The organism is Pseudomonas izuensis, assembly GCF_002356535.2.
GTDB lineage: Bacteria > Pseudomonadota > Gammaproteobacteria > Pseudomonadales > Pseudomonadaceae > Aquipseudomonas > Aquipseudomonas izuensis.
The window spans coordinates 2,202,467-2,221,505 of record NZ_AP017423.2 but is presented as its reverse complement, the minus strand read 5'-3'; the positions used below and the strand labels follow the sequence as shown (position 1 = coordinate 2,221,505).

Genomic DNA, 19,039 nt, shown 5'->3' with positions numbered 1-19,039 from the left:
GCAAATGCGACCGCGTTATCGTTCTTCGCGAGCAGGCTCGCTCCCACATTTGTCCTGAGTATTCAGTTCCAATGTGGGAGCTAGCCGGCTCGCGAAGAGGCCCGATCAGACGACCAGAATCTCACTGCCCCACTGCCACACTGGCAGGCGCCTGCGACGGCGTGACAATGCTCTTCAAATCAATATGCTTCCACTCAGGCTTGGCCCCGAGCCGCGCATTGAACCGATAGTTGAACGTGAAATCATCGGCCGTCGGCACGCTCAGCGGTTTGCCATACACCGCCTCCACCCCCGCCAGGTCGTACCCCATCAACTGCAACAGGGTGGGGAAGATGTTGTAGTGGCTGGAACGATCCTTGTTGCCGGCCAGTGCAGCCTGCCAGTCCAGGGTCCTCAATCCGCTGCCCTGAATCACCACCAGCGGTACCAATCCCTCCTCTTCCACCGGGTCACCACCGCAATGGGTGTTCAATCCGGGATTGCCCCGTTCATGCAGGTCCTGGCCGTGGTCCGAGGTGTAGATCAGCAAGGCGTTGCTCAGATTTGCCTGGGCAAAGATCCGTGAAAAAAATTCCCCGACGTTCCACAACAGCGTGTTCTTGTAAGCATTGCGGTACAGCACCCAATCGTCCGGCTGCCCATTGAAACCCTTACGCTCGCCCGTGTCCGAGACTTCGACGAACTGCCCCCGAGGCAGCGTCGGACGATAGGCCATGAACCCGTCCGGGTATTTGTCATGCACCGGAAAGTGCGCCCCGACCTTGTTGATCACCACCAACTGCGGTTTGTCGTCATTGAGCAGTTCGATCAACTTGGCCGCCGCCGCCATATCGCGGTCGCGCACGCTGGTCTGGTCGAATTGCACGAACTCATCGATGTCCTTTTTCTCGGTCGCACTCATCAGGTTCTGCAAATTGCCGCCGGTGCGCTGCGCATCGATGTAGACCGTGCCCAGACCGGCCTTTTTCGCGTACTGCCAGATCGACGGCAGTGTGCTGTTGATTCGCACATAGTCGGCGCGGGTGCCGCCGTAACGCAGGGTGACGTTGGTATCGACGCTGCAATTGGCGATGGAGGCGGCGTAGCCATAATTGAAGATTTCAACGCCCTGGTGCGGTTCCTTGAGCGTGCTGTGCACGCCGAACGGAGCGTTGATGTCCAGGTAATTGCCGGAAATGCTCTCGTCGATGATCAACACAATGTCGTGACCCACCGGTTGCTCGACGCGCGCCAGGCTCACAGGCTCGCGGGGCCCGACGGTGTTGTGCAGAGACTCGTAGGCGAACAGGTTCAGGTAAGCCAGTGGCGTATACATGAATGGCAAACCCCGCGCGCCCTCCCCGGCACGCACGAACAATACCGCACTGAGCAACAACACCCCCAACAGCGGCGCCGCCACCAACCACGCGCCCGGCACCGGCATCCGCCGACGCGGCTTGAGCCCGATGCCGATCAACAGCAGCAAGCCACCGAGCACGCCGCTGATGATTGCACCACGGTATTGGTACAGCGCTTCTTCGATGAAGCCGCCGGAATACACCAGCGAGACAAAACTGCTGTAGGTCAGGTAGTCGGCGGTGACCCGCGAATACACATCAAAGAACACCGCCGAGCAAAACATCGCCAAAGCGAATAGATGACGAATCAGGGTCTGTCGAATGTACGCCGTCATGAACAAGGCAACTGTCAAAACGACGAACATGCCGGCAAACAGCACCAGTGGAAAACTGAATCCGATCGCACTGATACGACCAAAGTAATAGTCGTAATGGGTAATCAAATAGACAGCTATCAGAATTTCTTTGAGGTATCGATTCATTGTTTTGACGCCAGTTATCCACCACGGCGGCCAAAAGGTTGCCGGCCGTTTTTTGACACTAGCACCGGGCCATCGAAGCGCAAGAAACGTCAAAAATCAGCGGAAAGCGTCAAAAAAAAATCGTCTCAATTCTGACACACTAAAGGGCCTACAGCCCTTGTATTTCAAGCCTTAAGACCGTTTATCGCTTTCTTGAAAATCTAAACGTTCCCCAAAAATTGGGGTAAAGCCAGCAGGGCCGAGCCTTTGATGGCAAATGGCCCCCCAGAAGTGGGGGTGTCTTAGCTCTCTTACATGTCAGTTTGCTGACACGGTTTGCCAAGGCTGGGCTATACCCCTTTTGACAGTCCCATTTTTGATCTCTCCACCGTATTACGAGGCACGCCAATATGGACGTGAGCGTATTGGGTACGGGCTACCTTGGCCTGATACAAGCAGCGGCACTGACCGATGTCGGACATCGCGTCTTATGTGTCGACATCGCCCCGAACAAGATCAAGCAGTTAAACGTCGTGTCCGAGGCGCCGCGCCCATGAAGATACTCGTAACCGGAGCCGCCGGATTCATAGGTGCCCATTGCGTGCTGCGGCTGTTGCGCGATGGGCACCAGGTGGTCGGGCTGGATAACTTCAACGACTACTACGACCCGCAACTCAAGCACGATCGCGTGCGTTGGGTGCAGGAGCAGGTCGGCCATTTCCAGCTCGCAACGATTGACCTGGCCGATGCCTCGGCCATCGACACCCTGTTTGCCCAGGAAAAACCCGAGGTGGTGATCAACCTCGCGGCCCAGGCCGGCGTGCGTTACTCCCTAAAGAATCCCCGTGCCTACCTCGACAGCAATCTGAGCGGTTTTCTCAACGTCCTCGAAAGCTGCCGCCACCACCCGGTCAAGCATCTGATCTTCGCCTCCTCCAGCTCGGTCTACGGCGCCAACCAGCACACGCCCTACTCGGTGCAGGACGGCGTCAATCACCCGCTATCGCTGTACGCCGCGACCACGAAAGCCAATGAACTGATGGCCCACAGCTACAGCCACCTGTTCGGCATCCCCTGCACCGGGCTGCGTTTTTTCACCGTGTACGGGCCCTGGGGTCGGCCGGACATGTCGCCAATCCAGTTCGCCCGGGCAATCAGCGAAGGCACGCCACTGAAGTTGTTCAACTACGGCGAGCACCAGCGCGACTTCACCTACATCGACGACATCATCGAAAGCATCGCCCGGCTGATCGAGCGGCCACCACAAGCCAATGCCCAATGGGACCGTGAACAACCGGACCCGGCCAGCAGCATGGCGCCATGGCGGATCTACAACATCGGTGGCCAGCACCCGGTGGAGCTCAAGGACTATTTGGCGCTGCTGGAAAAACACCTGGGGCAAAAAGCCCTGGTCGAGTTGCTGCCCCTGCAACCCGGCGACGTACTCAACACCTGCGCCGATGCCAGCGATCTGGCCCGCGCCACCGGTTTCCAGCCCCGTATCGAGCTGGATGAGGGACTCGGCCGTTTCATCGCCTGGTTCCGCGACTACTACCCACTGCCCATCGCCCACGCGCCGCTCGCGGCTGAACTACAGCGGAGGACTGCTCAATGACTGGACATGAAAAAGGTGTGCCGATCGAAATGCTGCGCCGTGACAAGCGCCTGGACCCCGAACACCGAATGCGCCTCGATGCGGCGATCCACATGCAGGGTCGCGGCTGGGTGACGGGCCGTGACGGGGGGCGGCCCTGGACGCTGTCGCGCACCAACCGCGTACTCGCCTGCCTTGGAGCACTGGTGATCCTGGTGCTGATTTCCCCGGTGCTGCTGGGCCTGGCACTGGCGATCAAGTTCACCAGCCCGGGGCCGGTGATGTTCGTGCAGAAACGCACCGGCTACCGTGGCCGCATGTTCGGCATGTACAAGTTCCGCACCATGGTGGCCAACGCCGAGGAACTCAAGGAATCGCTGCGTCACCTGAACAAGCACGGGGCCGACGCCATCGATTTCAAGATCGACAAGGATCCGCGCATCACCGGCATCGGCGGCTTCCTGCGCCGCACCAGCCTCGACGAGTTGCCGAACCTGATCAATGTCGTGACCGGCGACATGCGCCTGGTCGGTCCCAGGCCGACTTCGTTCAACGCCTATCGCTACAAGGACAATCACCTCGCACGCCTGAGCATCTACCCCGGCATGACCGGCCTCTGGCAGATCTCCGGACGCAGCAATATCGACTTCGACCAGCGCGTTGAGTTGGACCTCAGCTACATCGCCGAGCAGAGCCTGCTGCTTGATTTGAAGATCCTGTTGAAAACCCCTTTCAAAGTATTCAGCGGCCACGGAGCAAGCTAATGGACGGTTCAACTGCAAAGAGTCTCAGCATCGCCAACCCCAGCGAGACCAACCTGGCCTCCACCGTGCTCGACCAGGATCTGCGCATCCTGTTTCTGACCGCCGCCAACCCCGGCGCGGGCACGACCACCAGCACCCTGGTGCTGGCCAGTCAGCTGGCGCAAATGAGCAGCGGCCAGGTGTTGCTGGTGGACGCCAGCCAGTCGTCGAGCAACCTCACACAACAGCTTGGCTTGTCCAAGGAGCGCGGTTTGCGCGACCTGTTGTTCAACACGCAGAGCCCTCCCCTGTTGCAGGACTGCGTGGTGGACGTGTCGAGCCTGCCCTTTCACATCCTGCCCAACGGCCGGCACGCCCGGGGCAACGAGCACCTCACGCCAGAACGCCTGGGGCCGCTGCTCCATGAACTCGGCAGTCGCTATCGCTTCGTGGTGATTGACGGCGACGCGGTGTATTCAGCCGCCGACACGCTGGTCATCAGCACCCAGGTGGACGGCGTGATCATGGTCGTGCGCGCCGAAGACACCCGCTGGGAAGTGGCCCAGGCCGCGGTGCAGCGCCTGACCCAGGCCGGGGCGAAACTGGTCGGCAGCGTGTTCAACCGACGCAAGTACTACATGCCCAAGTGGCTCTACAAGAACCTGTAAGCAACCGCAAAAAGGATGACGCCATGAACGCCAAGATGCTTGTCCTGCTGTTGCTGCCGCTTGCAGGTTGCTCCAGCACTTCGGAAACCCAGAACATGCCGGTGAATATCCTCACCGCCACCCCGGCCAACGCCCAGGCCACCGACATGCCCAAGGTCGAACAGACCTTGCGTCCGCAGGATGTACTGGACGTGATCTTCCACATCAGCACCACCGGCTCGGATGCCTATCGCATTCAGTCCGGTGACCAGATCGGCCTGAACTTCACCGCCGCCAGCCAGCTCAACGGCAATCAACTGGTGCTGCCCGATGGCACGATTGAACTGCCTGGCGCCAACACCTCGGTAAAAATCGCCGGGTTGACCAGCGAACAGGCGCGTCAGGAAATCCAGCGTGCCTACCAACGCAAACAACTGTTCCAGCCCAACCGCAATCAGTTGTCCGTGCAGGTCATCAGCCCACTGAGCAATGAGTCGAACCTCAAAAGCGCGCTGAACCACCCGGCCACCGGTATGAGCCGGGAGATCACGGTGGGCACCGACGGCTATGCCAGTTTCCCGGAAATCGGCGCCGTGCCGTTGCAGGGCATGACCGTCAATCAACTGGAAACCTTCCTCAATCAGAAGTACGCGCAACTGCCCGGTCGGATGACCGTCGACGTGCTGCTCAAGTCCACCGCGGGCAACGAGATCTATGTGCTTGGCGAAGTCGGCCAGCCGGGCTCCTACCCGATCCGCCGCCCGGTCTCGGTGCTTGAGGCCCTGACCCTGGCCCGCGGCTCCAACGTCAAGGCGCGCCTGGACTCGGTGGTGATCATGCGGCGCAACGGCAACCAGGTTCAGGCCCGGCGCTATGACGTGGAAAAAGCCCTGGCCGGCGATGCCTCGCAGATTGCCTACCTGCAACCGGACGACATGCTCTACGTGCCCAAGACCAAACTGGCCAGCGCCGGTGACCTCGCGCGGCAACTGGCGGACGTAGTGCTGTTCCAGGGTGTGGGCTTCAGCTTCGGCTACCGCGTCGACAACAAAGACAGCAACAACAACAACTGACTCTCAGGTGACCTGACATGAATCCAAAGGAAAACTACCTGCACGAGTTCTTCAGGATCTTCTTCGCCAACAAGCAAATGGTGAAGCGCGTATTCCTGGTCTTTGCGGTGATCGCGCTGGTCTTGCCATTGATGCTCAAACAGAGCTTCGATATCACCGCCCAGGTGATCGTGCAGTCGAAAAAACTCTCACAGGGCGACGCCACCACGTCGCTGAACCAGGAAAACGCGACCTTCATTCCGCCGTCGCTGGCCGACATGGAAACCGAGAGCAATATCCTGCGCTCGCCGGCGTTGATCCGTCAGACCATCAGCGAACAGCGGGCCAAGGGTGAGTACACCCTGCCTCCCCGCCTGCTCAACAAACTGGTGACCCAGCCACTCAAGAAATATGTCAGCACGCCGTTGCGCGAGCACGTCATCAACCCGCTGAAGTCTGCATTGGGCATGGAAACCGATCCGGTGCGCGACACCGAGCTCGACGACTTGACCCAACTAGCCGTCGACAGCATGAAGATCGAAACCCTGCCGGGCTCCAACGTGATCTCGATCATCTACAGCTTCCCCGACCCGGCCCAGGGCACCAAGTTTGTCGCGGCGCTGCTGCAAAACTACCTGGTCAGCCGTCAGGCGCTGCAATCGATCGACCTGCCGCAGAGCTTCTATGAAACCAAGAAAACCCAGTATCAAGTGCGCCTCAACGGCCTGGAAGCCAACCGGCAGACACTGCTCGGAGCGATCGGCGCGTCCGATCCCAAGGAAGAAATCACCTTCCGCCTCAACGCGATCAACACTGAGGAGCAAGCGCTCAACCTGTACCGCGATCGCCTGCTGCAAAGCCAACGCTGGCTCGACTACCTGAAAACCAGCCTGGCCGCCGCCAAGGACTCCAAGCTCAATGACTACACCTTCCCCTACACCTTCACCACCACCGTGGACAACGTCGCCTTCGAAGATCGCGAGATCAAACAGATGGGTGAGGCGCTGACCACCCAGGTCAGTCGCTACATGAACGACCTGGCGATCTTCCAGCCAGGCAGTGAACCGATGCTGCTGACCCGCGAGCAAATCGCCCGCACCCGCCAGCAGTTCCTCAAGGTGGTGAGCAACCGGATTCAGGAACGCACCAACGACCTGGCGATTGTCAGCTCGGTGATCGACCAGAAGACCGCGCGCATCGCCGAGTTCAAGAACCGCATCCATCAGTTGCAGGAAACCCAGAGCAAGCTGCGGCAACTGGACACCGAGATCGATGCCCTGCACGCGGCGTTCTCCACCTACGCCCAGCGCTTCGCCGAAAGCAGCACCACCCGTTCGCTGGACAACGACCTGTCCAACGCCAGGGTCCTGAGCCCGCCGTTCGAACCCACCGAAGCGGCGTTTCCCAAACCGCTGCTGATCATTCCGTTCGGGCTGTTCACCGGGTTGCTGTTGGCGATTGCCCTGGTCTACGTGCGTGAGTTCTTCGATCATCGCTTCAAGCATCCGGCGCAAATCACCCATGAACTGGGCCTGCCGGTCCTGCTGGTGATCAACGATCAGAACGTGGAGCCGATCAACCCGCACAGCAACTGGGGCGTACCACGCTTCGTGCATTGGGTGCGCAATTGAACGCGCCCCTGCCCTCTCAACAAAGCAGGCCATCACTGCCGATCATTCATTTGCTCAGCAGTGGCGGGTTCTACGGGGCCGAGCGGATGTTGCTCGACCACTGCCTGGCGACGCCGGGGCAGCATCAGGTGCTGTTTCTCGATGCCCCTTACGAGCTGCTCACGCGGTTTCGCGAGGCCGGGGTGGACTGCCGCAACTGCACGGGGCTGGGGGCATTGCTGGCGCATTTGCGCCAGCGGCGGGCCGAGCGGCCGCTGATCAACACGCACAATTTCAAGGGCCTGGTGTTCGGTTGGGTCGGCGCAACCTTGTTGCGCCTGCCGCTGGTGATTACCCAACACGGCTTCACACCGCGCAGTCGCAAGCAAAAGTTCTATACGTGGTTGAGCCTGCAACTGTGCCGCACGGCGTCGGTGAACCGGGTGGTGTGCGTCGCCGAAAGCATTGCCACGCTGTGCCGCCAGGCCAGTGTGCGGGCAGAGAAACTGCAAGTGATCCCCAACGGCCTGCCGGCCAGCCAGGATCTGCAACCGCAGGCCGCGCAACACCCGCGTTGGCTGGCCGGCTACGTCGGGCGCCTGAGCAGCGAAAAGGGTCCGGACCTGTTTCTCGATGCCCTGATTCCGCTGTGCCAACAGTCCCCGCAACTGGACGCCGTGATGCTCGGCGACGGCCCGGAACGGGACAATCTGTTGGCGCGAATCAACGCCGCCGGGTTGCAGGAGCGCATCTCGCTGCCGGGTTATCAGACCGACATGCGCCCGTGGTGGCGCCAACTCGACGCGCTGGTGATCAGCTCGCGCACCGAGGGCACGCCGATGATTCTGCTCGAAGCCATGCAGGCCGGCGTGCCGGTGGTGGCGTTTGGCGTCGGCGGAATTCCCGATGTGCTGGAGGATCGGCACAACGGCCTGCTGGCGCCCCCCACCGACAGCGCCGCCCTCGCCCGGCAGCTCGACAGCCTGCTGTGTGACCCGGCCCTGGCGCGTGACCTGATCGACAACGCAAGACGTACGCAACTGGATCGCTACGACCTCAAGGCCCTGGCCGAACGCTGGTCGCAGCTTTATATCCATACCGCACGGGAGGCACGCGCGTGATTATTCCTCTGTCGGTGATCAGCCTCCTGGGGCTGGTGTGTCTGATTCTGCTGGCCAGTCCCTGGCCGTTCCTGGCGCCTGGCGCCGTGTTGGGGCTGGTCGGTCTGGCGGTGTTGTATCGACGCCCGGCCTGGGGTCTGTTGGGGATCGCCGCGCTGGTGCCACTCGAAGGTCTGTTCAAGGACAGCATGCTGACCGGATCGAAACTCCTCGGTGCCGCACTGGCACTGATCCTGACCTTGCAACTGGCCCTGCAACAACTGCCGCCCGATCGCTTGCGCAGCAACCTGTGGCGGTTTCTGACGGGGTTCATGGTGCTGTACTTTCTGAGCATGCTGCTGACTGAAGACTTGGGCATGTCCCTGGGTCACCTGCGCGAACTGAGTGTCGGGCTGGTGCTGTTCGTGATCACCTTGCTGATCGGTCGCGAACTGAACCTGATGATGTTCTGCCGGCTGGTAACCCTCAGCGTGACGCTGACCTGCATCCTCGCGATGTTCTCCACCAAGTTTCAGGATCAAGGCCGCGCCTCCGGTCTGCTGGAAGACCCGAACGGCTTTGCGATGCTGATCGCCTTTGCCTTTCCGCTGGCACTGCTGCTGGCGCTCAAGAGCCCGAACCTGATGTACAGGCTGTTCTGGATCGGTTGCAGCGTTATGCTGCTGGGCGGCATGACCAAGACCCAATCCCGTTCCGGGCTGGTGGTGTTGTTCCTCAGCCTGATCATTGGCCTCTACCATTACCGCGCCCACCTGCCGCGCATTCGTCCGCGTCATCTGGGGTTTGCCATGCTCGGGGGGGCCATCCTGATTCCCCTGGCGATCTATTTGATGCCGCCCGGCTACGTCGCGCGTATCCAGTCATTGAGTGTCTTGAGTGCCGGCGCCAGCGGTCACACCGACGAATCCCTCGGACGCCGTGCTTCGTACATCGTGGTCGGCAGCCAGATGATCCGCGAGAATCCGCTGCTCGGCTCCGGCCCCGGAACCTTCCCGCTGCACTACGCGACCACCGGCTACGCCAAGGCCTTCTCGGCCAACCGCAAGATCGGCGACTTGTACCGCCGCGCTCACAACACCTATCTGGAAATCTTCAGCGAAATCGGGATCCCGGCGGGGTTGCTGTTTGTCGGCCTGCTCGGCATGGGCCTGCTCAATATGCATCGCGCCCGCAGTGCCTGGTTGAAGCGCCACGAATGGGAGCAAGCCGACCTGATCACACACTTGGGCATGGGCATGCTGTCGCTGACCCTGTTCTTGATGTTCCTCAGTGCACCGAACCAAAAGTACGTGTGGATCATGCTCGCCATGACCAGCGTGCTGCGTCTGAAAGCTGAAGAAAGTCCCGTCATGGAGGCCAAGGCATGAGCCGCATCAGTATTGTCATTCCAATGTACAACGAGGCCCGGCACATCGCCCGGACCCTGCTGGCTGCGCAACGCGCCGCCAACGCCGCGGGTCTGGAAAGCGAGTTGATCGTGGTCGACAACGGTTCCCTGGATCAGGGCGCGCAGATTGCCCGGCAGTTCGGCGCCCAGGTGCTGGAGGTTCCCGGCGTGCTGATCGGTGCCTTGCGCAATCGCGGGGCGGACGTCGCCACCGGCGAATGGCTGGCCTTCATCGACGCCGACGTCGAGATGCCCGAGGGCTGGCTGACCCACCTGCTGAAAGTGGAGGCTGCCGGCCTCGGCGACGTCTTCAGCCTGGACCTTCACACCCCCGCGCAAGCGCCCTGGTACGCCACGGCCTGGCAGCGGCGGACCTTGCGCCCCTCCCGTCACACCGTACAAAGCGTGGACTGGCTGCCCAGCGCCAACCTGCTGATGCGCCGCACGTGGTTCGACACCGTCGGCGGCTTCAATGAAACGTTGCGCACCGGCGAGGATAAGGATTTCACCCTGCGCCAGACCGCCAAGGGCGCACGCTTGATGTCGATCAATGAAAACACCGCCCTGCACTGGGGCTACGAAATGAACTGGCACGAATGGCTGGGCAAGGAAATGTGGCGCCAGGGCAGTCACTTGCAACTGCTGCGCACCCACGGCCTGACCCTGCGCTTGCTGCGCTTTCCGCTGCTCTCGCTGTGCGCCTGGCTACTGGACTTGATGGCGATCTCGGCACTGTTCAACGGTTTTCCTCACCACGCGCTGCTCATGGCGTTGCTAACCACGGTACCGGCGCTGGTATTGAGCGTGCGTCAGAGCATCAAGCACCGAAACCCGTGCCTGACCGTGCAGCTCTGGGGCCTGCACTGGGTGCGCCTGCACCTGGCCGGCGCGGCGTTCATCCTCAGCCTTTGTCGTTGGAAAGCCAGGAGGCCTGCCCGTGGCTGAATTCATTTTCTGGTTGTGCCTGTTGCTGCCGGTGTACGCCTATCTGGGTTACCCACTTCTGCTAACGATTGCCGGGCCGTTTTTTCCCAGGCACAGGCCTGCGCCCCTGCCTGCGCAACGGGTCAGCGTGGTCGTTGCCGCGCACAACGAGCAACGCAATATCGAGAACAAACTGAACAATCTGCTGGCCCAGGACTATCACGCCGCCAGCTTGCAGATCATCGTCGCCAGCGACGGCTCCACTGATCAGACCGTGGCCCTGGCGCGCCGCTTCGACGACCCGCGCATCGAAGTGCTCGACCTGCCGCGCCAGGGCAAGAACAGTGTGCTCAACGCCGCTGTCAGCCGCTGCACGGGCGATATCCTGGTGTTTACCGATGCCGACGTTCACTGGCTCGACGGCACCTTGCAGCGGCTGCTGGAGCCGTTTGCCGACCCTGAGGTCGGTGGTACCGTCGGCAACATGAACATTCCCGTCCCAGGCTCAGGCCTGAGCCTGGGCGAAAGCCTGTACCGCCGTTACGAAGACTGGCTGCGCCGGGTGGAAAGCCGCACCGGCTGCACGGTCTCGGCCGACGGTGCCCTGCAGGCGTTGCGCCGCGAGCTGTATCAACCGATTCCCGCACTGGTCAACGACGATTTCTTTATCAACACCTGCGCACCGGTGACAGGCAAGCGCGTCGTCTATGTCGACGATGCCAAGGTGCTCGATCAGGGCGTGGACGAGGCCCACCGCCAGTTCAGTCGCCGTCAGCGCGTCACCGTCGGCGGCCTGATCAGCCTGGCGGCCCGGCGTGAGCTGCTCAACCCGCTGCGCCATGGCCTGTACGCCATCGCGTTGATCAGCCACAAGCTGATCCGCCGGCTGGCGCCGGTGCTGTTGCTGCCCTTGTTGCTGGCCAACCTCTGGCTGCTCGATGAGCATGGCTTTTACCGCCTGACCCTGGCCGCCCAGGCGCTCGGTTACGCTTTCGCCGTGGCCGGCCTGCTGGACGTGCGTCACCGCTTGCCCAAACCGTTTCGCCTCGCCGCGTTCGTACTGGTAACCCTGGCCGGCATGACCGTCGGCCTGTGGCAGTTCTTGCGCGGGCACAGCTACAACCAATGGAATCCCGACCAGACTCGATGAGGTCACGTGCCATGGCGATCAAACAATTATTAAAACGCACCAGCGGCTGGCTCTACCTCAATTCCCCGGTCGGACGCCAGCAACTGCATGGTGCCGGCGTGATCCTGATGCTGCATCGGGTGCTGTCCAACGACAGCGCCGCCGACCTGCCCCATCGCAATGAACTGTGCGTCGGTCCCAAGGCTTTTGAACACCTGCTGGTCTGGCTGAAAAAGCATTTCGACTGCGTGTCGCTGATGGATATTCTGCAACCGGGGAGCCTGCGCTCGGAGCGGCCGAAAGTCACGCTGACCTTCGACGATGGCTGGCGTGACAACGCCGTGAACGCGTTTCCCCTGCTGAAAAAATACCAGGTGCCGGCGAGCATTTTCCTGTCCACCGATTTCATCGGCAGCCGCCAGCGCTTCTGGTGGGAAAGCATTGGCGAAACCCTGTGGAACAGCCATGGGGAAAAGGCCCGCATGCACTTGATCGAATGCCTGCACCAATTGGGCCGGCCGCTGCCGGTGCTGTGCGATAACCCGGATGCACAGCGTCGTAGCCTGGCGCTGCTGCACTTTCTGCAACAGCTGAAAACCTTGTCCCCCGTGGATCTCAATCGCCTGACCGACGAGTGCCCGCAGGAATCCTTGCCACAGGCGCTGGATTGGCATCAGGTGCGCTCGCTCGAAGCCTCCGGCCTGGTGCGCTTCGGCCCCCACGGTGCCAGCCACGCGATCCTCACCGGCCTCGAGGATCAACGGCTTGACGAAGAACTCAGCCGCAGTCGCCAGGCCCTGTTGAATAGCTGCAACCGACCGCTGCCGGTGTACTGCTACCCCAATGGCGACAACGACGCGCGGGTGCGCCAGCACGTGGCAGACCACAACTTCCCCTTTGCCCTGGGCACCGGCACCGGGATTTATCGCGGCACCGCCGATCCGCTGGCCTTGCCTCGCTTCGGGGTCAGCCAGCGCACTGCACGCAATCCGGAACTACTGTCCTGGCGCATCTACCGTGGGGCCCGCCCATGAGAAGCGGCAGCTACCTCAAGCACCTGGCCCTGAGCATGGGCACCAAACTGGCGATGATCGCCCTGCGCCTGCTGCGCAACGTGCTGCTGGCGCGGATTCTCGGGCCGAGCGAACGCGGCCTGTTTGCCCTGCTCAGCACCCTGCCGGATCTGATCAGCGCCGCCACCAGTGGCGGGCTGAATTCGGCGGTGGGTTATCAGGCGGCCAAGCAACGGCCGATGGGGTTGCTGCTGAGTCAGGTGCTGGTGTTCGGTTGCCTGCTGGCCGGTTTGCTGACCTTGCTGGTGGTGGCGCTGACCCGTGAGTTCGGCAGCGAACTGGACATCACCACGCAACTGGGTTTGCTGGCCTGGCTGTTGTTGCTGGCGGTGCCACTGACCGTGCTCAAGAGCGGGCTGCTGACATTGCACAATGCCTCAGGCGGCGTGGTGGCGTTCAATGCCCTGCGCCTGATTGAATCGCTGATCCCGCTGTTGCTGTTTCTGGCCTTGTTCTGGATGTGGAAAAGCGCCGCCCTGGAAGCGGCGCTGATCAGTTGGCTGGCCGGCATCAGCCTGGTGGTGCTGGTGGGCTGGTTGTGGCTCAAGCGCGATCAGCAGCTGACCTTGCAATGGGACCGCACCAGTCAGAACGAGTTGCTGCGCTACAGCGCCCGCAGCCATCCGGACCTGCTGTTCCAGCAAGTGATCCTGCGTTCCGATTACCTGTTCATCGGCGCCCTGCTCGGCAGTACCGCGCTGGGTCATTACGCCATGGCCAGCGCTGCCGCCGAGTTGCTGTTGATCGTCCCGGAAGCGGTGACGACGCCGCTGATGAAACGCCTGCTGCAACAGGAAGAAGGCATCGACAAGGTCACGCCACTGGCCCTGCGCCTGACGGCCACGGTGATGCTCGGCGCGTGCCTGACCATGGCGCTGATCGGCGAGTGGCTGATCGTCACCTTGTTCGGCGTCGCCTATCAGCCTGCCTACCCGGCCTTGCTGGCGCTGCTGCCGGGCCTGCTGGGGCTGTGCTACGCGAGCATCCTGCGCCTGGACTTGCTGGGCAAAAACCGTCCCGGCACGATTTCGCTGTTGATGGGCCTCAGTGCCTTGCTCAACCTTGCACTGAACCTGTTGTTGATTCCGGCCTACGGCATCGTTGGCGCGGCGGCGGCATCGTCCATCGCCTACGTGGCGGTGACCCTGGCGATGCTGGTGATGTATTGCCGGTTGAGCGGTGTGCCGGTCTGGCAAACCCTGATCATCCTGCCCAGCGATGTCGCACCGATGCTGCAGATGCTGCAACGGAGGTCGGCTTGAAACGCCTCGTCCTCTTGTTGAGCCTGGGCCTGTCGCTCGACACCTGGGCGGCGTCCATGCGTTGGGCCGACATCCGCGACGGCAGCCTGTACCTGCAAGCGGATCGCCCTGACACGGTGACGGTCCGTTGGACACCGGCGTGGCAAGCGGACGCCAACGAAGAACGGCTGTACCTGCTCGATGGCCAGGGCAAGCTTGAGGGCGAACGCCTGATTGCCGCCAGTGAATTGAGCGGCACTCAGAGCTGGCCATTGGCGCCGGGCGCCACCAGCTATCAGCTGGAAATTCCGGGCTATAGCTTCCGCCGCTACAAGGTCGAACACGACGAGCGCACGGTGGCCCTGTTCGCTCCGGCCAAGGTGCATTTCAGCACCGAAGTCCGCGACGGCGATGAGTTGTTTTTCAAGGTTGCGGCGGGGGAACACGCGGTGCTGGCCGGCAAGTTCCATGGTGGCGTCAGTGCCTTGCAAGCGCAGCGCGTGGGCGACGGCAAGCAGGTATCGGTGGCCCTGAAACCGTATCGCGCCTATTGGCAATTCGATCAGGTCGAGTTGCCCGTCACCAAGGACGAACAGGTCTGGCGCCTGCGCTTGCAGGGCAGTGGCAAAGCCGCGTTCTGGCTGGACGGCACCGCCAATTTGTTCGCGCAGAACCCACGGCAGCTCAAACCGCTGCGCGAAGACAACGGCCAAACCCACCTGACCTTGCACGACAAGGTCCTGGGCAACACGCCGAACCTGGGCATCGCCCTGCCCTACGTGATGCCGCCGACCTCCAGCTACGCCGTACTCGATGCGCTCAAGCCACAGGCGGCCAGCTATTACAGTTTCGTCGACATCACCGCGCAACGGCCGCACTACGAAGACGGGTTCCGCCAGTTGTATCAGGAGCGCTTCGGCATCACCCAGGACATCACGCTACTGGCCGGCAGCCATCGCGTGTCTGATCTGCGCGCCGACACCATGAGCAACGCCGGCCTGGACGCCTGGCTCGCCGCGACCCGCACCCTGGGGGGCAAAGGTACCCATTACATCGCTTTCGCCGATGAGCCGAACCTCAACTATCCGGACTATGCCGACTACCAGAGCCTCTTCGACAGCATGGCCCGGCAGGTGCGCAGCAACCCCGACAACGCCAAGGCCGGCGTGCGCATCGCCATGCCCGCCAGTTCACGGCTGGTGAACGGCCCGTTCGCCGACAACGCCGCCGACAAGCGCGGCATCGACTGGGCCAGACGCTTGCTGGCGCAATCGGGCGACAAGATCGATGCCCTGGCCTGGCACGAATGGATGGTCCGCGACCTGCTGGCGACCCGGGTCTATCGCGACAGTGTGCGGCGTGCCGCCGACCTGGTGGGGCTCGATGCCAACGGCCGGCCACGCAAGGCCTTGCTGCTGGACCAGACCAACATGTCCCCGGGTTCCGACCTCAGCCCTTACGATCAAGAAACCCACTTCGCCTCGTTGTGGTGGGCCTCGGTGGTCATCAACGCGTCCCAGGACGGTTTGCTGGAGATGCTCAACTGGTTCCAGGCGGCCGACGAGCCTGAGTGGCCCAAGGGCATGCTGCGCGTGCTGGGCGACGACCATTTCGAACTCAAACCCGTCGGCCTCGCTCATCAGTTCATCCAGCAGCATTGGCTGCAAAACGTGCTGTATATGGAAAACGACGCCTTCGAAGTCGATGTGCTGGCCATGGCCAACGACACCAACCGCAGCCTGCTGGGGGTCAACAAGGGCTCGCGCTTGCAGCGAATCGACCTGTCCGGGGCACACTGCCCGCTATTCAATGGATCACTGCGTTATTTCGGTGCCGACAACCGCAGCCGCGACGCGCCGTTTAGCTGCAACGACGGTCGCGTGAGCTTCGAGCTGCCAGGGCAAACCCTGTTCGCCCTGGCCTGGAGCACCTCGTGACCGTCGCTCGACCGTTTGGCCGCACAGGCATTTCGCCGTGCACTGGATCACTCCATTTACGGGTCGCCCCCGTCAGGAGCCAACACCATGAGTGCTATTCAAAAAGTCAGTGAACACATCCGACAAAAAGGTCTGCGGGCCACCTTGAAAAAAGCCTGGAAGCACTACGTGTTTTCCCATCAGGAACTGTTGTGGATGGAGCGCGACCTGGTCAGCCCCGTGCCACCGCATAAACTCAAGCCTTACCCGCCATTGCAGGTTGTCGCCATCACCCCACACAACACCGGGGCCTTTGCCCGCTACTTCGGTGATCGCGTGGACACCATGGCCGAGCTCGCTGCCGAAGGGCATACCGGGCAGATGCATCTGGACGACCAGGGGGACGCCGTGGCGTTCATCTGGGGCGCCTCGCGCAACTACCACGACCGTCACTACTACGGTTGCTGGTTCCCGGTGAAGGAAGGCGAGTTCTTCGAATTCGGTGGTGAACTGAGCCGGGGCTACTGGGGCACGAAACTGTCGATGGACCTGCAAACGGAGCTGTGGAAAGCCATGCTCGCCCAGGGCTGCAACAAGGTGGTGGACGTGTGTGAATGGCACAACATCCCGGCCCTGAAGCTGCACATACGCACCGGATATACGGAACAGGGCCGAATCATGAACGTGTATGAACTGTTTGGCCGCTGGCGCTTTTACCGCGAAACCCGCTACACCGGCTCGCGCCTGGATACCTTGCGCAAACCGGAACGTTCTCCCGCAGCAACGTCGGTGGCCTGATCCCATGACAGTGCGATTTGAATGGCGTACTTCGCTGTGCGCCGCAGACTTTCCCGCGGCGGCCTATGAAGCGCTGCGTCTGCGAGTCATGGACCACACGCCGTTCAATGCACTGGCCTGGATGTCTGCGTCGGAACAGGCACTGACGGCCGGCGAACGCTTGCACGTTCTGCTCGGCTGGCAGGGGCCGGAACTGGTCCTGTGCCTGCCCTTGGTGGCCTCCATCGAGCGGTTCGGCGGACTGCCGTTTCGGGTCCTGCACCACCTGGGGTATCCCCTCGCCGACCGCCTCGCGCTACTCGCCTGCCTCGACACGGCGGACATGCGCCAGGCGTTGATCGAGATTCGCCGTCGACTGCCCCATGCCCTGCTGCAACTCAATGAATTGTGTGAACCGCCAGACGCCAGCGCCCTGGGCGGATGGATGAACCAAAGCTCCACCAGTGAGCGACGCCTCGCTTGTCGCGTACCGGTGCACCTGATCAGTGAGGCCGATCGTCAGGAAGTCTCCGGCGATCCGCGTTACAAACTGCGTCGGGCGCGCAAACGGATTGCCGCCTGCGGTGCGCAAGTGCGGCGCATCACCCCTGACGCGACAACCATGGGTCCGTTGCTCAAGACCCTCGGCGAAGTTGAAGCCGTCAGCTGGAAAGGCGATGAAGGCGTGGGCATTTTTGCCGATGACCGCCGCCGCCAATGGATGGACCGGGCCTTCACCGCCCTCGCCGCCCGGAACCTGGTGCGTGTGGTGGTGCTGGAACTGGACGGGCGCTGCATCAGCTACCGCCTGGGCTTGCTGGAACAGGGCCGGCTGTACGACTACAACCTGGCCTTCCTGCCGCAGTACGCCGACCTGGGCAGCGGTCGGGTGCTGCTCGAAGAGTGGATTCGCTGGGGCCTGGACGACCACTGGCGCTGGATCGATGCCTCGCGGGTCAGCCTGGAAAACTCCAGTCATCAACTGCATGAACGCATGACCGGGCAAATGGAACACTGGCGCTGGAGCTTCTACTCCTGGCGTCCGGGTGGCCTGGCCCTGGGGCTCGCCCTGCGGGTCTGGCAGCGCTTCAAACCCATGTTGCAGCAATGGCGGGCCCGGCGCGCGGCAGCGGCCGACACACCTGCCCCCGTCGCAGCGCCTGCGCCTGTATCCGGGCCCAAGCCGCCTGCAGCCACCGATAGACTCATGGAGGGTAAACATGCCACGCCAAGTCATAGTCAACGCTGACGATTTCGGCCTCAGTGCCTGTGAAAACGCGGTGATACTGGGGGCTTTCCAGGCCGGGATCATCAGTTCCGCCACCGCCATGGCCAACATGCCGGCCTTCGAAGCGGCCTGCGCTCTCGCTCAGCATCCCTTGCTGGCGGGGCGCATCGGCCTGCACTTCAACCTCACCTATGGCCGGCCGTTGAGCAGGCGCATTCTCACGCGCCGGACCTTCTGCGACAGCGCCGGGGTGTTCGACCTCAACCTGTCCCGGACCCGCCTCTGGCTCGGTCGCCAGGACCGTCTTGCGGTGGAGGAGGAACTCGAAGCCCAATGGCAACGCTGCGTGGATAACGGCGTGCGACCCAGCCATCTGGATTCCCATCAACACGTACACAACATCTGGCCCGTCGGCGAAATCGTCGCACGCTTCGCCGCCCGCCAGGGCGTTCCCGTGAGGCTGGCGCGCAACCTGGGGCAAAACCTGAGCCTGCCCAAGCGCCTGTTCAAGGACTTGCTCAATCATCGTCTGAACAGCCTGGCCGGCGCTTCCGCCGACTATGTGTGTACCCCGGTGGATCTGCGCAACGCAGCGCCACCCAGTGACGGCTTGCTGGAGATCGTCGCCCACCCCAATCAGCTCGGTGCCGATTTTGGCGACGCCTATCTGGATCAGGGCGAGTCGTTGAGTGCGCTGCTGGAGCAGCGGTTGCCGGGGGTGCCGAGGGTTGCCTACAGCGCTGCGGGCAGCGCTTTCGGTCATCACGCAGAGACGGTGATGGAATAGTGCCGCGGCCAC

At 62.1% G+C, this 19,039-nt stretch carries 16 protein-coding genes and 1 pseudogene; 16 read left to right on the top strand and 1 reads right to left on the bottom strand.

What is annotated here, in order from left to right:
- Nucleotides 1–121: 121 nt before the first annotated feature.
- Nucleotides 122–1,819, bottom strand: a complete 1,698-nt coding sequence (locus LAB08_RS10015) for a sulfatase-like hydrolase/transferase (RefSeq protein WP_096512368.1) — start codon at nucleotides 1,817–1,819, stop codon at nucleotides 122–124.
- A 389-nt stretch (nucleotides 1,820–2,208) separates the two neighbouring features.
- On the opposite strand from LAB08_RS10015, the pseudogene LAB08_RS10010 reads away from it, so the two are divergent.
- The 16 genes and pseudogenes from LAB08_RS10010 to LAB08_RS09935 form a co-directional block, all read left to right on the top strand.
- Nucleotides 2,209–2,325, top strand: a pseudogene (locus tag LAB08_RS10010) (hypothetical protein); the annotation flags it as partial.
- Between the two features lie 26 nt (nucleotides 2,326–2,351).
- A complete protein-coding gene (locus LAB08_RS10005) occupies nucleotides 2,352–3,413 on the top strand; it encodes an NAD-dependent epimerase (RefSeq protein WP_096512369.1) in 1,062 nt (353 codons plus the stop codon).
- Nucleotides 3,410–4,156: a sugar transferase gene (locus LAB08_RS10000; RefSeq protein ID WP_096512370.1), complete on the top strand. Its 747-nt coding sequence runs from the start codon at nucleotides 3,410–3,412 to the stop codon at nucleotides 4,154–4,156. Before LAB08_RS10005 ends, LAB08_RS10000 begins: the two co-directional genes overlap by 4 nt.
- Nucleotides 4,156–4,803, top strand: coding sequence for a CpsD/CapB family tyrosine-protein kinase (locus LAB08_RS09995; protein ID WP_096512371.1), 648 nt, complete (start codon nucleotides 4,156–4,158; stop codon nucleotides 4,801–4,803). Before LAB08_RS10000 ends, LAB08_RS09995 begins: the two co-directional genes overlap by 1 nt.
- Before the next feature lie 23 nt (nucleotides 4,804–4,826).
- Nucleotides 4,827–5,855 (top strand): polysaccharide biosynthesis/export family protein, encoded by a 1,029-nt coding sequence (locus LAB08_RS09990; protein WP_096512372.1) that lies wholly within the window; start codon nucleotides 4,827–4,829, stop codon nucleotides 5,853–5,855.
- 17 nt (nucleotides 5,856–5,872) lie between these two features.
- Entirely contained in the window at nucleotides 5,873–7,465 is a 1,593-nt protein-coding gene (locus LAB08_RS09985) for a GumC family protein (RefSeq protein WP_096512373.1), read from the top strand.
- Nucleotides 7,450–8,565: a glycosyltransferase family 4 protein gene (locus LAB08_RS09980; protein WP_254007512.1), complete on the top strand. Its 1,116-nt coding sequence runs from the start codon at nucleotides 7,450–7,452 to the stop codon at nucleotides 8,563–8,565. The genes LAB08_RS09985 and LAB08_RS09980 overlap by 16 nt, the downstream gene beginning before the upstream one ends.
- Entirely contained in the window at nucleotides 8,562–9,932 is a 1,371-nt protein-coding gene (locus LAB08_RS09975; RefSeq protein ID WP_096512375.1) for an O-antigen ligase family protein, read from the top strand. Before LAB08_RS09980 ends, LAB08_RS09975 begins: the two co-directional genes overlap by 4 nt.
- A complete protein-coding gene (locus LAB08_RS09970; RefSeq protein WP_096512376.1) occupies nucleotides 9,929–10,897 on the top strand; it encodes a glycosyltransferase in 969 nt (322 codons plus the stop codon). Before LAB08_RS09975 ends, LAB08_RS09970 begins: the two co-directional genes overlap by 4 nt.
- Complete coding sequence (locus LAB08_RS09965; RefSeq protein WP_096512377.1) at nucleotides 10,890–12,026, top strand: glycosyltransferase family 2 protein; 1,137 nt, start codon at nucleotides 10,890–10,892, stop codon at nucleotides 12,024–12,026. The genes LAB08_RS09970 and LAB08_RS09965 overlap by 8 nt, the downstream gene beginning before the upstream one ends.
- An 11-nt stretch (nucleotides 12,027–12,037) precedes the next feature.
- The gene (locus tag LAB08_RS09960) at nucleotides 12,038–13,039 is read left to right on the top strand and encodes a polysaccharide deacetylase family protein (protein WP_096512378.1); all 1,002 of its coding nucleotides are present in this window, start codon (nucleotides 12,038–12,040) and stop codon (nucleotides 13,037–13,039) included.
- Nucleotides 13,036–14,340, top strand: a complete 1,305-nt coding sequence (locus LAB08_RS09955) for a lipopolysaccharide biosynthesis protein (RefSeq protein WP_096512379.1) — start codon at nucleotides 13,036–13,038, stop codon at nucleotides 14,338–14,340. Before LAB08_RS09960 ends, LAB08_RS09955 begins: the two co-directional genes overlap by 4 nt.
- Complete coding sequence (locus LAB08_RS09950) at nucleotides 14,337–16,256, top strand: hypothetical protein (protein ID WP_096512380.1); 1,920 nt, start codon at nucleotides 14,337–14,339, stop codon at nucleotides 16,254–16,256. The genes LAB08_RS09955 and LAB08_RS09950 overlap by 4 nt, the downstream gene beginning before the upstream one ends.
- A gap of 87 nt (nucleotides 16,257–16,343) precedes the next feature.
- A complete protein-coding gene (locus tag LAB08_RS09945; RefSeq protein ID WP_096512381.1) occupies nucleotides 16,344–17,033 on the top strand; it encodes a GNAT family N-acetyltransferase in 690 nt (229 codons plus the stop codon).
- Nucleotides 17,034–17,037: 4 nt separating this feature from the next.
- Nucleotides 17,038–18,261, top strand: a complete 1,224-nt coding sequence (locus LAB08_RS09940; RefSeq protein WP_096512382.1) for a GNAT family N-acetyltransferase — start codon at nucleotides 17,038–17,040, stop codon at nucleotides 18,259–18,261.
- Nucleotides 18,233–19,027: a ChbG/HpnK family deacetylase gene (locus LAB08_RS09935; protein ID WP_096512383.1), complete on the top strand. Its 795-nt coding sequence runs from the start codon at nucleotides 18,233–18,235 to the stop codon at nucleotides 19,025–19,027. The genes LAB08_RS09940 and LAB08_RS09935 overlap by 29 nt, the downstream gene beginning before the upstream one ends.
- Nucleotides 19,028–19,039: the final 12 nt, after the last annotated feature.

Bases quoted from the DNA above. Each gene is read 5' to 3' on its own strand.
- LAB08_RS10015 (WP_096512368.1), bottom strand. From the start codon at position 1,819: ATGAATCGATACCTCAAAGAAATTCTGATAGCTGTCTATTTGATTACC.
- LAB08_RS10005 (WP_096512369.1), top strand. From the start codon at position 2,352: ATGAAGATACTCGTAACCGGAGCCGCCGGATTCATAGGTGCCCATTGC.
- LAB08_RS10000 (WP_096512370.1), top strand. From the start codon at position 3,410: ATGACTGGACATGAAAAAGGTGTGCCGATCGAAATGCTGCGCCGTGAC.
- LAB08_RS09995 (WP_096512371.1), top strand. From the start codon at position 4,156: ATGGACGGTTCAACTGCAAAGAGTCTCAGCATCGCCAACCCCAGCGAG.
- LAB08_RS09990 (WP_096512372.1), top strand. From the start codon at position 4,827: ATGAACGCCAAGATGCTTGTCCTGCTGTTGCTGCCGCTTGCAGGTTGC.
- LAB08_RS09985 (WP_096512373.1), top strand. From the start codon at position 5,873: ATGAATCCAAAGGAAAACTACCTGCACGAGTTCTTCAGGATCTTCTTC.
- LAB08_RS09970 (WP_096512376.1), top strand. From the start codon at position 9,929: ATGAGCCGCATCAGTATTGTCATTCCAATGTACAACGAGGCCCGGCAC.
- LAB08_RS09960 (WP_096512378.1), top strand. From the start codon at position 12,038: ATGGCGATCAAACAATTATTAAAACGCACCAGCGGCTGGCTCTACCTC.
- LAB08_RS09955 (WP_096512379.1), top strand. From the start codon at position 13,036: ATGAGAAGCGGCAGCTACCTCAAGCACCTGGCCCTGAGCATGGGCACC.
- LAB08_RS09945 (WP_096512381.1), top strand. From the start codon at position 16,344: ATGAGTGCTATTCAAAAAGTCAGTGAACACATCCGACAAAAAGGTCTG.
- LAB08_RS09940 (WP_096512382.1), top strand. From the start codon at position 17,038: ATGACAGTGCGATTTGAATGGCGTACTTCGCTGTGCGCCGCAGACTTT.
- LAB08_RS09935 (WP_096512383.1), top strand. From the start codon at position 18,233: ATGCCACGCCAAGTCATAGTCAACGCTGACGATTTCGGCCTCAGTGCC.